Raw genomic sequence first — 12,287 nt, 5'->3', positions numbered from 1 at the left:
TCCACACCCGGCCGCATCCACAAGGTCCGGCTAGGCTCCGGCGGCGAGTCCGTATACCCGCACGTCGGCTGCCTTGACCACCAGTTCCACTGCCAGACCCGCGGTCAGCGCCAGATCGGCGACCGCCGCCCAGGTGACCTCGGCGGCCACCGACTGCCCACCCACATCGCAGCGCACCAGCGCGTGCTCACCGCGCGGTGCGACATCGACGACGGTGCCCGGCAACATCGTTCGCGGTGACCCCGCCGCCGCGTGTAGATAGATCGCGACCGCGCGCGGAGAGAACGCGGCGGCGGCCCGCTCCCCCGGCGTCACCGCACCGCCGGCCGTTCCGCCGACCCGGTGACCGGCGTCGTCGCACACCCCGGCCGTCTCGTCGGCGGTGCCGACGAACAGGTTCAGCCCCGACAGGGTGGCGGTGAATCGGCTTGCCGGACTGGTCAGCACATCGGTGGTGGGCCCGGACTCGGCGACCCGCCCGGATTCGATCACCAGGATCTCGTCGGCGAGTGTCACCGCGTCGACGAGGTCGTGGGTGACCATGACCGTGATGCGCGACCGGTCCGCCAGAATCGTCCGCAGCAGTGCCCGCAGCCTACCGGCAACGTCAACATCGAGTGCGCGGAACGGTTCGTCCAACAACAGGATTCGAGGCTGCGCGGCCAGCGCCCGGGCGATCGCCACCCGCTGCGCCTGCCCGCCGGACAATTGCCCCGGTTTGCGGTCGGCCAGTTCGGCGATTCCGGTGGCGGCCATCCACCGGTCCACCCGGCTCGTGACCTCTGCCCGCGAAAGATGCTGCGCCGACGGCGCGAACGCCACATTGGACCGCACACTCAGGTGCGGGAACAGCCCGGCGTCCTGTGACAGCATCGCCACCCCGCGGCGATACGCCGGAACCACCGTCGTGCGGTCCCGGAACACTTGATCGCCCAGTGCGATCCGGGAATCGTCGTCGCCCGGGACCAGCCCGGCGAGCACGCGCAGCAGCGTCGTCTTTCCCGACCCGTTGGGCCCGACCACCGCCGTCGTCGATCCCGCTGCGAACCGATTCTCGATCCGCAACGGCGGCACCGTGTTCTGGATGTCGACCACAAGATCAGCCACGCGAAACACCCCTCCGACGGCGGCTGTGCACCCCGACCACCACGATCAACGAGATCAGCACCAGCAGAAGCGACATGGGGATGGCCTGTTGCGGATCGTCGATGGCCGCGACGTAGATGGCCAGGGGCGCGGTCTGGGTGACACCGGGCGCGTTGCCGGCGAAGGTGATGGTGGCGCCGAATTCGCCGAGCGCCCGCGCGAAGGACAGCACCAGACCCGCGAGCACCGACGGCGCGACCAACGGGACCGTCACCTTCCACAGCACCCGTGTCGGTGAGGCCCCGAGCGTCGCGGCCACGTCCTCGTACCGGGTACCGGCGGTGCGCAGCGCCCCCTCGACACTGATCACCATAAAGGGCAGTGCCACAAAGGTTTGTGCCAGGATCACAGCGGTGGTGGTGAACGCGATGTCGATGCCGGCCTCCCGCATCGGCCCGCCGAGAATCCCGAGCCGCCCGAACGTGTACAGCAACGCCAGACCACCAACGACCGGGGGCAGCACCAGCGGAAGCAACACCAACGAGCGGATGACCCGCACCAGCAGTCCGTCATGGCGGGAGAACACCACCGCCATCGGCACACCCAGCAGTACACACAACACGGTGGTGGCGGCCGCCGTCTGCAACGACAACCGCAGCGCGTCCCGCGACGACTGGGAGGTCACCTGCTCGATGAAGGTGTCCCACGGGGTCTTGAGCACCAACGCGAGCGGCGGGAGCACGATCACCGTGACCCCGACCGCCGCAATCAGATACACCCACCAGGGGGCGGGCAGACCCGAGATCCGGTTCCGGAAAGTAACATTCCCCGTCGCTCTGCTCGCCCCGGTAACATTCCCCGTCGCTCCGCTCGCCCCGGTAACATTCCCCGTCGCTCCGCTCGCCCGGCGCGGTCCGCCCACGGTCACCGTGGGGCTCGTCTCATGGTTTCCCGAATCCCGCGTCTCCCAGGATCTTCTGCCCTTCGGCACCGGTGACGAGCTCGATGAACTCCTTGCCGAGCGCATCGTTGGCGGCGCCCGACACGGTGGCGATCGGGTACTTGTTGACGACGTCGGCGAACGCCGGGTCGTCCACGGTGGCCACCTTGTCACCGGCGGCCTTGGCGTCGGTGACGTACACGAGCCCGGCGTCGGCCTGCCCGGTGGTGACCTTGGTGAGAACTGCGGTCACGGACTGCTCTTCGGACGCGGCCTTGATCGTGACGCCGGTGTTGGCCTCGACGGTGCCGGTGGCGTTACCGCATGGCTGTGCCGACTGGCAGACCACCGTTGTCACCCCCTCCTTGTTCAGGTCGGCGAAGGATGCGATGCCCTTCGGATTTCCCGGAGCGGTGACGATGACGAGGGTGTTGGTGGCGAAAATCTTCGGGTCGGTGGCCTGATCACCGAGCTTGTTCATGTTCTTCTCGTCGGCGGAGGCGAATACGTCGGCGGGCGCGCCCTGCTTGATCTGGTTGACCAGCGTCGACGATCCGTCGAACGACAGTGCCACGCTCACGCCGTCGTGCTGCTTCTCGAACTCGCCGGCGATCGCGGTGAAGGTGTTCTTCAACGAGGCCGCGGCGGACACGTTCAGCGTCACCGGCCCGGGCTGCGTGGTGCCGGGCGATGCGTCATCGCCGTCGTCCGACGAACATCCCGCCACCGTGAGGAGTGCCGTCGCGGCCAGCACGGCCCCGAGCTTCTTCATCGTTGTTCCTTACCTTTCTAGATGGGGTGACCGGAGACCTGTGGTTTCGTAGGCTGTGAGTTGCCCTGGGGCTCCGGGTATGGCTGTCATCGTGTTGCTGGTGGGTACAGCTGAAGGAGAATGGCCGCCCGGTGTCCTGCGACGACTCGACCGCTGATTGAGAGACGCGATGCGATCGCTGTGTAAGGACACGCCGGGGATGTCGTCTGCAGGGATTCCTACTGTTCACCAACGACTCCGGAGGTAGGCACGAATGGCGAGACAAGTATGGGCCGGTGTCGACGCCGGTAAGACCGCGCATCACTGCGTTGTAATCGATACCGATGGGGAGCAACTTTTGTCGCGGCGGATCGACAACGACGAACCCGCCTTGACTGACCTGATCGCCACGGTCGGCGACATTGCCGCCGGTGGCGAGGTCACCTGGGCGATGGACCTCAACGCCGGCGGCGGGGCACTGCTGATCGCTTTGCTGATCGACGCGCAACAGAGGCTGCTTTATCTGCCCGGCAGGACCGTGCACCACGCATCGAAGGGCTACCGAGGTGACGGTAAGTCCGACGCTAAGGATGCGGCAGTCATCGCCGATCAGGCGCGGATGCGCCGCGACCTGCAACCCCTGCGCCCGGGTGACGACATCGCGGTCGACCTCAGGATCCTGACCGCCCGCCGGGCAGACCTGGTCGCCGACCGCACCCGTGCAATCAACCGGATGCGCGCCACCTTGCTGGAGTTCTTCCCTGCGCTCGAGCGAGCCATCGACTACAGCAGTTCCAAGGCCGGGTTGACCTTGTTGACCGGCTACCAGACCCCCGATTCGATTCGCCGTATGGGCCACGCACGACTGGAGGCCTGGTTGCGTAACCGCAAGGTGCGCAATGCAGCCGCGGTCGCGCAGACCGCCATGGACGCGGCGCATCAGCAGCACGTCACGGTCCGCGGTCAGCAGGTCGCCGCGCAGATCGTGGCTCGGTTGGCCAAGGAGGTGATGACCCTCAACAGCGAAATCAGCGACACCGAAGCGCTGATCGAGGACCGATTTCGCCGCCACCCGCACGCCGAAATCCTGACCAGCATGCCCGGCTTCGGGACCATCCTGGCCGCAGAGTTCCTCGCCGCCACCGGCGGCGACATGACCGTCTTCGGCACCGTCGACCGCCTCGCTGGCGTCGCGGGCCTGGCACCAGTTCCCCGCGACTCCGGCCGGATCAGCGGCAACCTGCACCGGCCGCGGCACTACAGCCGCCGACTGCTGCGTTCCTGTTATCTCTCCGCGCAGGTTGCAGTACACCGCGATCCCGTCTCGCAGGTCTACTACCAACGCAAACGCCGCGAGGGCAAGACACACGTGCAAGCAGTCATCGCGCTCGCACGCCGTCGTCTCAACGTTCAATGGGCCATGCTCCGCGACCAGAAGCCCTACACCACAACCGATTCCGCAACCCACGTCCACGGCGCGGCCGCCTGACAACACCCTCCGATTCTCACCCCCTCTGGGGCTTGACAACTTCATTGAGATTCTCCTTTTACTTCGACGATCACTGTCGTCGCCTTGACCACTGCCGTGGCGACGCTGCCCGGCTCCAACGCCAGTTCCCGGACCGCGTCCGTACTCATCAGTGAGGTCACCTCGTATGGGCCGCACTGCATGGTGACCTGGGCCATCACGGCGTCGGTCCGTACATCGGTGACCAGGCCGGTGAACCGGTTGCGGGCCGACCGCAGCACCCCGCTGCCGTCGTCGGCCGGTTCTTGTGCCCTGCGGCGGGCGAGGTCGGCGAGCGCCGCGCCGTCGACCGTGGTGACGCCGGAACCGGTGGTCGCCGGCAGCTCACCGGCCGCGATCCAGCGCCGTACGGTGTCGTCACTGACGCCGAGCAGCGACGCCGCCTCACTGATCTTTACCGCAGACATGCCGACAACCATATCCGTATAATCGGATTTTCTCGCACCTAAAGCACGCTGTAGCGGAACGCACAGACTCGATAGCGCCGGAGCACGCAGAAGTGACAACCACCGACAACGGACTTTGGGCCTAAAATAGGTCGCCACCTGTCCGCATTGCGAACTAGCCTCGGTTTCCATGACCACCCACCCCCGACCGACCTTCGCCATCGAAGCGGACAGCCTGGTGAAACGCTTCGGCGACGTCACCGCAGTGAACGGAGTGAGCTTCTCGGTGCCCGAGGGTTCGGTCCTCGGACTACTCGGACCGAACGGCGCGGGCAAGACCACCACGGTGCGCATGCTGGCCACCCTGTCCCCACCCACCGGCGGCAGCGCCCGCATCGTCGGCCACGACGTCGTGACAGAGCCCGACATGGTTCGCCGCAACATGGGATTGACGGGCCAGGCCGCGACCGTCGACGAGTACCTGACCGGCCGCGAGAACATCCGCCTCATCGGCGGTCTGTACGGCATCGGCCGTCGCGAACTGACCCGGCGCGGCGACGAACTGCTCGAACAGTTCTCCCTCACCGAGGCCGGCGACGAACAGGTCCGTTCCTATTCCGGCGGGATGCGCCGCCGACTCGATCTCGTGGTCAGCCTCATCGCCGCCCCGCCGGTCCTATTTCTCGACGAACCCACGACCGGGCTCGACCCGCGCAGCCGAAACGAACTGTGGGATGTGTTGCGCGCATTGGTAAATGACGGAACCACCCTGTTGCTCACCACCCAGTACCTGGAGGAGGCCGACCAACTCGCCGACGACATCGTCGTCATCGACAGGGGCGAGGTGATCGCGCACGGCACGCCACTGCAGCTCAAGGACCAGGCCGGGGCCGCCAGCCTCGAACTCACCGTGTCCGATGCCGACGACATCGACGCCGCCGCCGCGCTGCTGCGCACATGCGCCAGGACGGGCTCCACCGCGGAGGTGTTCATCGACCGCAACGCCCGCCGGATCACCGCCCCGGCCAACGGGCTCGCCGACCTGACGCGGGTGGCGGGCCGGCTCGACGACAGCAACATCGCCGTCGACGACCTCGGACTGGCCCGGCCGAGCCTGGACGACGTGTTCCTGGCGCTCACCGGACACCGCGCCGCCGACGACGAGAACCCCGACGACGACAACAAGGACACAACCGAATCGGAGCTCGCCACCAGTGCGGCCGGTTCTGAGGAGAAGTCACGATGACCGGTGAATCCATCACCTCGACACGACCGCCGACCCCGGCCCAACCGACCTCACTATGGCAACAATCACGACTTATGGTGTGGCGCAATCTGATCTACACCAAACGCATGCCCGAGATGCTGTCGGACGTGACCATCCAGCCGATCATGTTCGTGCTGCTGTTCGCGTTCGTGTTCGGCGCCGCGATCGACGTGCCCGGCGCCTCGTACAAGGAGTTCCTGCTGCCCGGCATCATGGGCCAGACCATGATGTTCACCGCGTTCATCGTGGCCTCGGGCCTGACCGGCGACCTGGAGAAGGGCATCATCGACCGCTTCCGGTCACTGCCCATCCGGCGGTCGTCGGTGCTGGTCGGTCGCGCGCTGGCGAGCCTGCTGCATTCGTCGATCGGCATCGTGGTGATGGCACTGACCGGCCTGCTCATCGGATGGCGGATCCGCACGAGCCTGCTCGACGGTGTCATCGGTTTCGCGCTGGTGCTGCTGTTCGGTTGCGGGATGATCTGGTTCGGCATCCTCGTCGGATCGTGGCTGCGCAGCGTCGAAGCGGTCAACGGGTTCCTGTTCTCCACGCTGTTCCCGCTGAGCTTCCTGTCCAACGCCTTCGTGCCCACCGAACCGATGCCCGACGTGCTGGAGGTGATCGCCGAATGGAACCCGATGTCGGCGCTCGTCCAGGCGTTGCGTATCTCGTGGGGCAATGGTCCGGAGATGCCCGATGCCGCACTGCCGCTACAGTATCCGGTACTGGCCACGATCATCTGGTCGGTGGCGCTGACGGCGACCTTCGCCCCGTTCGCGCTGCGTGCCTACAACCGCCGCACCGCCGACTGAGCCGGCGCGGTGATCAGCTGGCGGTGATCAGCTGGCGGTGATCATGATGTAGTAATTGAAGCCGTGCCCACCCGGTCCGGTGCAGTAGAAGGCACCGTGAAAGCCGGTGTAACAGCTCGATCCGCCGCGCGACACCTTGTATCCGGCGGTGGCCCCCGATCCGGTGGGTACGCCCACCGTCTCGATCGGCGGGTTGCCGCCGGACCGGGTGAACGGAGTCCCTATCCCCAGTCCCGGACGCGCGGGCGTCCACGGGTTATCGATCACCATCTGCCGCACGCCCCGGGGAATGTAGATGCTCGCATTGCCGATGCCGAGGTATTGCTGTAACGGCACCGAGCGGCCGAGGTCGCAGCCCACATTTCCGTTTTCCGCGATGGCACAGTTGAATCCGGCCGCCGAGAAATAGGACGGTCCACCCGGTGCGGCGTCGGCCGCACCCGCCGCCGCGACGGTGACCCCTCCTGCCAGTGCCAGCGCCCCCAGACAGGCCGCGAGGCTTCCGGCCGATGACCGCCGGCGCATCGATCTCCACATGACGTCTCCCATCTCCGAGCCGCACGGAGTTCGCCGGTCGAGGGAGGTCGGCACGAAGTCGACAATCAGAGGCGACGAGCCCCGAAACCCGGCGAGATCGATGTCTGCTCACCGGGTTCCGGCGCTCACGGGCGCCTGCCTCGTCCAGCCGCGGTCGCGTGACCGCCGTGGACTCTGTCGGGTATGTCGAAACCACCGGCACCCGTGTTACACGTGTCACATGTCAGGCGGTGAGGGCGACCGCCTCAAGGGGGTCGGTGTAGATCGCGTCGAGCGAGACCGCACCGGCGGCCTGCTGCTGAACCGTTGTGCCCGACCGGGATACCCGCACGTCACGGCGTTCGGCGACGGATGTCTCGCGGACCGCCTTGGCCAGGGTCGGCAACGTCGCCGGATAGTCGGTGAACGCCTGCCCACCGAGAATGATGTGGTCGGGGTTGAAGATGTCGGCGATCAGCGCGACGGTCCGGCCCAGCACCTCGGCGCGTTCTTCGAGCAGCGCGCGGGCGGTGGCGTCACCGCCACGGGCCAACTCGTGCACCTGGTCGACGTCCTGCACATTCAGCCCGTTCGCGACGGCGGCATCGACGATTCCGGTGTCGCTGGCGGTGTCTTCGAGGCGCCCGGTGCGCTGCGGATCGAGCAGTCGGGTGCCGCCGACCGGGAAATGCCCGATCACCGGCGGGCCGGCGGCCGGGGTGTGCACGGTGCCGTCGACGCTGAACGCGATACCCACCATTTCGCGGGCATAGAAGTACAGGAAGCTGGACCGCTTGTCGTCGGGGTTGACCACGAGTTCGGCCGCGGCCATCGCCTCCACATGTGAGGCCACCGAGACCGGCAGCCCGAGCGATTCGGCGATCACCCGGCCGACGGGTGCGGCTTCCCACCCCAGACGCGGGTGATCGACGACGCCGCCGGCACCGACCCGACCACCCATCGCGACACCGGCCCACAACACGCGGCGCCCGGCCCAGCGGCCGACGAAACGCCTGGCGCTGGCACCGATGGCCTGCAGGGTCTGCTCGGGGTTCTCGGCGATCGGAGTGGCGATCTGAATGGCGCCGACGACCCGGTGCAGCAGATCGTAGGTGGTGATCGCGGTGACCTTGTAGCCGATGTGGATACCGACGGTCAGGAAGTCGGTGACGTTCAGTTCGAACGGCAGTCGGGGACGCCCGATGGCTCCGGCGGGCGCGAGGTCGGCGCGCTCACGGATCAGACCGGTCTTGAGCAGGGCACCGACCTGCCGGTTGACCGTGGAGATCGACAGCCCGGTCTGCGCGGCGGCGTCGTCACGGAACACCGGACCCGACAGGCGCGCCGCACGCAGCACGAGCGCGGCCGGTTTGCTGGGGAGCTGCAACTGCGGCGTGGCGATGTGAATCTGGCCTGCCCCCTTCCCGGAACCGCCGCGTCGGCGAGTGCGCGCCGCACGGGTGAGCTCGATTGTCCCGCATTGCGGGGCGCGGCGGAACGCGGACGCGCCGGACTCGATCCGTAGGCGAGGGGCCGGGTCCGCTGCGGCGTGCGGGGCAGCGGAGTGAAGGGTGATGTCAGGGTGTCGGTGGTGGACGGAACAAGAGCGGAACGATCAAGGGTTGCGGTCATGGCTGTGGTGTCCTTGCTGAAGGCGCCACCCGGCACGGTCAACGACGATGTTCACCCGAGGGGGTGCGCACGGTTGAGCGGGTGCCGTAGGTGACGGATGTACTGACGGGCTGGGCGTGGGAGTCACGCGCCCGGACGAGACGATCAGTGCATTCGACAACAACACAGCGGACGAACCAGCGGCAGCCGACAGCCCGGGGCGACGGTCACTGCGGTGACATCGCGGGTGGGGTGGCTACGGCTCGTCATGGACAGAAAGCTAGCACGCGGTGACCGCGATGTATCCCCCGATCTCGGTGCGGACACGGCGCGGGATTCGGCGCAGGCTGCGTGGAAATAGGCCTTCACCGGCCCATTTACCCGTGCCGACCGGGCCTGTCCCCCTTTGCGGTCAGGCTGAACTTAACTGGCCGTTCCGGCCCCGGGGTGCCGCATACCTGTGCTTTCCAGGAGGCCGTCGATGTCGGGCCGGGTGACGGTGAGCAATGCGATCACGATGCCGATCACCACCCCGACCAGGGTGTCGAGGACCCGGTCGATCGCGATGGACGGGTGCAGTCCCACGCTCAGCGCCGTCATCAGCAACGCCATCGGCGTCACGACGGCCGACGTGATGGCGTAGTTCCAGGGTGCGCAGATCTCGGCGACGATCTGCAGCACGACGATCGCGGCGATCGCGCCCCAATGTCCGAGCGGCAACGCCAGCAGCGCCGCGGCGATCAGGCCGCCCACCACGTTGCCCACCAATCGGGCGATCCCCCGCTGCACCGTCCGGTGGTAGCGAATGCCCTGCATCGCGGCCACCGCACCCATCGACGCCCACAGCGGATGCGACAACCCGAAGGCCACCGCGACAACGCCGCTGATCGCCGATGCGACAACGATCCGGGCGGCGGTATGCAGGTGGTCGGTGTGCGGTCGGCTCGTCAGGCATGTCCGGACCGATTCGTAGCCGGGACCGTTACCCGCCGAACCGGTCGCCGTGACCGTCGCGGCGCGGGATCGGGCCTCGCGCGGGGTCCGGTGCCCCGACACGCGTGACCGGGCCGAGGCGAACCACCGGCGGACCACCGCCAGGATCCACGGCGCCAGTGAGGCAACTATCCCGCACACCGCCCCGGCGGCGGTGGCGACGGCCACCCGCCCCACGTCACCGAACGATTGCGCGTATCCGGCCGCGCCGGTGGCCCCGAACACGAACACGACAGCGCCGGGACCGGAGATGTGCAGCGCGCCGACGAGCAGCGCCGCCGCGCCGCCGAGTATCGACAGCACCGCGATCTCGGTCCACATGTTCGCCGACATCGCGCCGAGCACGCTGCCGGTCACCAGCGAAACGGTGAGCGCGACCCCCAGCACCAGGAGCCGCCCCGCCCGTACCCGGTACGGATCGGTCCGGCAAAACGCGGAAACCAGCGACCCCAGCGCCGCGAACCCGGCGAGCGCGAACTGACCGAGCAGGCCGCCCACCACCAGAACCACGCCGACGGCCGCGCCGACCCGCAGCGGAACACCGAGTGATGCGTTGGCGAAGTCGATGCGAAGGGTGTCGGCCAGCGCGGACCGGTGCCCGAACACACGGGCCGCGTCTCTCCTGGACTGTGGGCTGGTGATCTCCATGGAGAGATACTTTATCACTATTTCACCAATAAACTAGTTTGAGCTAGACTGGCCCCGTGAGCACAACATCAGGGGATATGGTCGATCAGATCCAGGCGGAGTGGGCAAGCACCTATCCCGAGCTCGACTCCGTACCCGTCGGCGTGTTCGGCCGCATCACCCACATCGCCACACTCATCGGCCACCGGATCGACCGCATGCTCGACGCCCACGACATCAGCCGCTCCGAACTCGACGTCCTCGGCGCCCTCGCGCGCGCCGGCCGTCCCCTGCGCGCCTCGGAGGTCGTCTCGACGACGGCGCTCAGCGGCGCGTCGATCACCAAACTCAGCGACGCCCTCGTCCGCCGCGGACTCCTGCGGCGCGACCGATCCTCCCGCGACGGCCGCGTCGTCCTGCTCACCCCGACCGACAAGGGCCGGGCGCTCGTCGACGAGGTGATGCCCCTGCGGATCGCCGAGGAGGGGCGTTTGCTCGCCGAACTCTCCGACGTCGACCAGGCCACGCTCGTCGGCCTGCTGCGCAGGGTGGCCGTCCTGCTCGACGACTGATCCGGCCGCCGCAAACATCCGGTCCGGAGAATCCGAAAACCCCGTGACCAGCACAGTCCCGGACCCCACCCGAAATTTGCTTGGTCAAATATCGAGTTCGTTGTGCAATAGTGTCGTCCACAACGCGAGGGGTCAGACCATGACACAGCAGGCCATGACACAACAGGCCATGACACAACAGGCCATGACACAACAGTCCATGACACAACAGGCCATGACACAGCAGGCCACACCACAACGCCGATCCACATCCGACACGTCGACGCTCATCGGCGACGTCATCGTCTTCGGCATGGTGCTCGCGCTCATCGCCATCACCCTCGTCTTCGTCATCGCGATCGGCGGCGTCCCGGCGTAGCGGACGTCAGAACATCCATCCGGAATCCAGGTGCCGCATCCGGGCACCTGGATTCCGTTTTGTTCGGATCCCCTCAGCCGGGGTCGTACACCGACAAGGCCAGCTGCTCGGCGACACGCCGAACATTGCTGTCGTGGCTGACCACCACAAGACCGTCCACACCCGACCGGACCGCCGACGCGAGATGTATGGCGTCGAGGGTCTTGATGTGCGGACCGATGGCTTCGGCGCCGATCAAGACCGCATGATCGAGCCGCATGATGCCGACGTAGTCCAGGACGAGGTCGCGCTCATTCACATCACGGCCCTCTCTGCGCAACACCCTGGTCAGCTCGGTCCGGAGAAGCCGTGACGAGATGATGCTGTCGGACGCGTTCGCCACGGCGTCATCGAACCACCCCTGCGCCGATGCGGAGTCGCCGAAGAGAATCTTCACAGCCACCGAGGTGTCGAGGTAGAACGTCGTCACCAGTGACCCTTCATCTCATCGATGAGCTGGTCGACGGTCTCGGCCGTCTTGAGGGGACGACGAGGGATGTCGCGGGTACGTGCACCCGCAGTCTTCTTCGGTGGCGCGATCATCGGTGCGGCGCTCGGCACGATCACACCGATCTCCTCGCCCCGCTCGGTCAACGCGTACGGCTCACCGTCCTTCACGTCCTGGATCATCTGCGACGGATTCTGGCGAAGCTGCCGTACCCCGATGGTCTTCATCCACCCAGGCTACGCCGATGATCTACACAGATCTACATCACCGGAAGCCGTGGGGTCGTGATGAGACTCGCCAGGCTGATGACCGGGGACTGGCCGGACGCCGCGCACACGTAGGTGATCTGAGCG

At 67.1% G+C, this 12,287-nt stretch carries 14 protein-coding genes; 5 read left to right on the top strand and 9 right to left on the bottom strand.

What is annotated here, in order from left to right; translation table 11 throughout:
• Positions 1–30 precede the first annotated feature (30 nt).
• From GII31_RS01420 to modA, 3 genes are all read right to left on the bottom strand, one after another.
• Complete coding sequence (locus GII31_RS01420; RefSeq protein WP_213246114.1) at positions 31–1,107, bottom strand: ABC transporter ATP-binding protein; 1,077 nt, start codon at positions 1,105–1,107, stop codon at positions 31–33.
• Positions 1,100–1,831 (bottom strand): ABC transporter permease, encoded by a 732-nt coding sequence (locus GII31_RS01415; RefSeq protein WP_407649964.1) that lies wholly within the window; start codon positions 1,829–1,831, stop codon positions 1,100–1,102. Before GII31_RS01415 ends, GII31_RS01420 begins: the two co-directional genes overlap by 8 nt.
• Before the next feature lie 196 nt (positions 1,832–2,027).
• Positions 2,028–2,798 carry a molybdate ABC transporter substrate-binding protein gene (gene modA / locus GII31_RS01410; protein ID WP_213246112.1) on the bottom strand — a complete coding sequence of 257 codons (771 nt, stop codon included), beginning with the start codon at positions 2,796–2,798 and terminating at the stop codon, positions 2,028–2,030.
• A 253-nt stretch (positions 2,799–3,051) separates the two neighbouring features.
• Between modA and GII31_RS01405 the strand changes: the two genes are divergently transcribed.
• The gene (locus GII31_RS01405) at positions 3,052–4,266 is read left to right on the top strand and encodes an IS110 family RNA-guided transposase (RefSeq protein ID WP_213243249.1); all 1,215 of its coding nucleotides are present in this window, start codon (positions 3,052–3,054) and stop codon (positions 4,264–4,266) included.
• A 41-nt stretch (positions 4,267–4,307) separates the two neighbouring features.
• Here GII31_RS01405 and GII31_RS01400 read toward each other — a convergent pair whose 3' ends face one another.
• Positions 4,308–4,712, bottom strand: coding sequence for a TOBE domain-containing protein (locus GII31_RS01400; protein ID WP_213246110.1), 405 nt, complete (start codon positions 4,710–4,712; stop codon positions 4,308–4,310).
• A gap of 169 nt (positions 4,713–4,881) precedes the next feature.
• Between GII31_RS01400 and GII31_RS01395 the strand changes: the two genes are divergently transcribed.
• On the top strand, positions 4,882–5,937 hold the full coding sequence (locus GII31_RS01395; RefSeq protein ID WP_213246108.1) for an ATP-binding cassette domain-containing protein: 1,056 nt from the start codon (positions 4,882–4,884) through the stop codon (positions 5,935–5,937).
• Positions 5,934–6,770 (top strand): ABC transporter permease, encoded by an 837-nt coding sequence (locus tag GII31_RS01390; protein ID WP_213246106.1) that lies wholly within the window; start codon positions 5,934–5,936, stop codon positions 6,768–6,770. Before GII31_RS01395 ends, GII31_RS01390 begins: the two co-directional genes overlap by 4 nt.
• Positions 6,771–6,797: 27 nt before the next feature.
• Here GII31_RS01390 and GII31_RS01385 read toward each other — a convergent pair whose 3' ends face one another.
• The 3 genes from GII31_RS01385 to GII31_RS01375 all read right to left on the bottom strand — a co-directional run bounded on the left by GII31_RS01385 (position 6,798) and on the right by GII31_RS01375 (position 10,538).
• The gene (locus tag GII31_RS01385) at positions 6,798–7,295 is read right to left on the bottom strand and encodes a hypothetical protein (protein ID WP_260840236.1); all 498 of its coding nucleotides are present in this window, start codon (positions 7,293–7,295) and stop codon (positions 6,798–6,800) included.
• A 235-nt stretch (positions 7,296–7,530) separates the two neighbouring features.
• Complete coding sequence (locus GII31_RS01380) at positions 7,531–8,673, bottom strand: ROK family protein (protein ID WP_260840235.1); 1,143 nt, start codon at positions 8,671–8,673, stop codon at positions 7,531–7,533.
• A 647-nt stretch (positions 8,674–9,320) separates the two neighbouring features.
• Positions 9,321–10,538, bottom strand: a complete 1,218-nt coding sequence (locus tag GII31_RS01375; protein ID WP_213246100.1) for an FUSC family protein — start codon at positions 10,536–10,538, stop codon at positions 9,321–9,323.
• 77 nt (positions 10,539–10,615) lie between these two features.
• Here GII31_RS01375 and GII31_RS01370 point away from each other — a divergent pair, with 77 nt between their 5' ends.
• Positions 10,616–11,089, top strand: a complete 474-nt coding sequence (locus GII31_RS01370; protein ID WP_213249657.1) for a MarR family winged helix-turn-helix transcriptional regulator — start codon at positions 10,616–10,618, stop codon at positions 11,087–11,089.
• A 184-nt stretch (positions 11,090–11,273) separates the two neighbouring features.
• Positions 11,274–11,447: a hypothetical protein gene (locus tag GII31_RS01365; RefSeq protein ID WP_213246098.1), complete on the top strand. Its 174-nt coding sequence runs from the start codon at positions 11,274–11,276 to the stop codon at positions 11,445–11,447.
• A 73-nt stretch (positions 11,448–11,520) separates the two neighbouring features.
• Here the strand turns inward: GII31_RS01365 and GII31_RS01360 are convergent, their stop codons facing one another.
• Positions 11,521–11,916, bottom strand: coding sequence for a type II toxin-antitoxin system VapC family toxin (locus GII31_RS01360; protein WP_246222048.1), 396 nt, complete (start codon positions 11,914–11,916; stop codon positions 11,521–11,523).
• Positions 11,913–12,161, bottom strand: coding sequence for a type II toxin-antitoxin system Phd/YefM family antitoxin (locus tag GII31_RS01355; RefSeq protein ID WP_213246096.1), 249 nt, complete (start codon positions 12,159–12,161; stop codon positions 11,913–11,915). The genes GII31_RS01360 and GII31_RS01355 overlap by 4 nt, the downstream gene beginning before the upstream one ends.
• Between the last annotated feature and the right edge of the window lie 126 nt (positions 12,162–12,287).

It is taken from the genome of Gordonia pseudamarae (assembly GCF_025273675.1).
In the GTDB taxonomy this organism is placed as follows: Bacteria; Actinomycetota; Actinomycetes; order Mycobacteriales; family Mycobacteriaceae; genus Gordonia; species Gordonia pseudamarae.
This window is presented reverse-complemented; position numbering and strand designations above follow the sequence as displayed.

What these genes read in the sequence shown, in the direction of transcription:
- GII31_RS01395 (WP_213246108.1), top strand. Translation starts at nt 4,882, where the DNA reads ATGACCACCCACCCCCGACCGACCTTCGCCATCGAAGCGGACAGCCTG.
- GII31_RS01355 (WP_213246096.1), bottom strand. Translation starts at nt 12,161, where the DNA reads ATGAAGACCATCGGGGTACGGCAGCTTCGCCAGAATCCGTCGCAGATG.
- GII31_RS01385 (WP_260840236.1), bottom strand. Translation starts at nt 7,295, where the DNA reads ATGCGCCGGCGGTCATCGGCCGGAAGCCTCGCGGCCTGTCTGGGGGCG.
- GII31_RS01370 (WP_213249657.1), top strand. Translation starts at nt 10,616, where the DNA reads ATGGTCGATCAGATCCAGGCGGAGTGGGCAAGCACCTATCCCGAGCTC.
- GII31_RS01390 (WP_213246106.1), top strand. Translation starts at nt 5,934, where the DNA reads ATGACCGGTGAATCCATCACCTCGACACGACCGCCGACCCCGGCCCAA.
- GII31_RS01375 (WP_213246100.1), bottom strand. Translation starts at nt 10,538, where the DNA reads ATGGAGATCACCAGCCCACAGTCCAGGAGAGACGCGGCCCGTGTGTTC.
- GII31_RS01405 (WP_213243249.1), top strand. Translation starts at nt 3,052, where the DNA reads ATGGCGAGACAAGTATGGGCCGGTGTCGACGCCGGTAAGACCGCGCAT.
- GII31_RS01365 (WP_213246098.1), top strand. Translation starts at nt 11,274, where the DNA reads ATGACACAACAGTCCATGACACAACAGGCCATGACACAGCAGGCCACA.
- modA (WP_213246112.1), bottom strand. Translation starts at nt 2,798, where the DNA reads ATGAAGAAGCTCGGGGCCGTGCTGGCCGCGACGGCACTCCTCACGGTG.
- GII31_RS01400 (WP_213246110.1), bottom strand. Translation starts at nt 4,712, where the DNA reads ATGTCTGCGGTAAAGATCAGTGAGGCGGCGTCGCTGCTCGGCGTCAGT.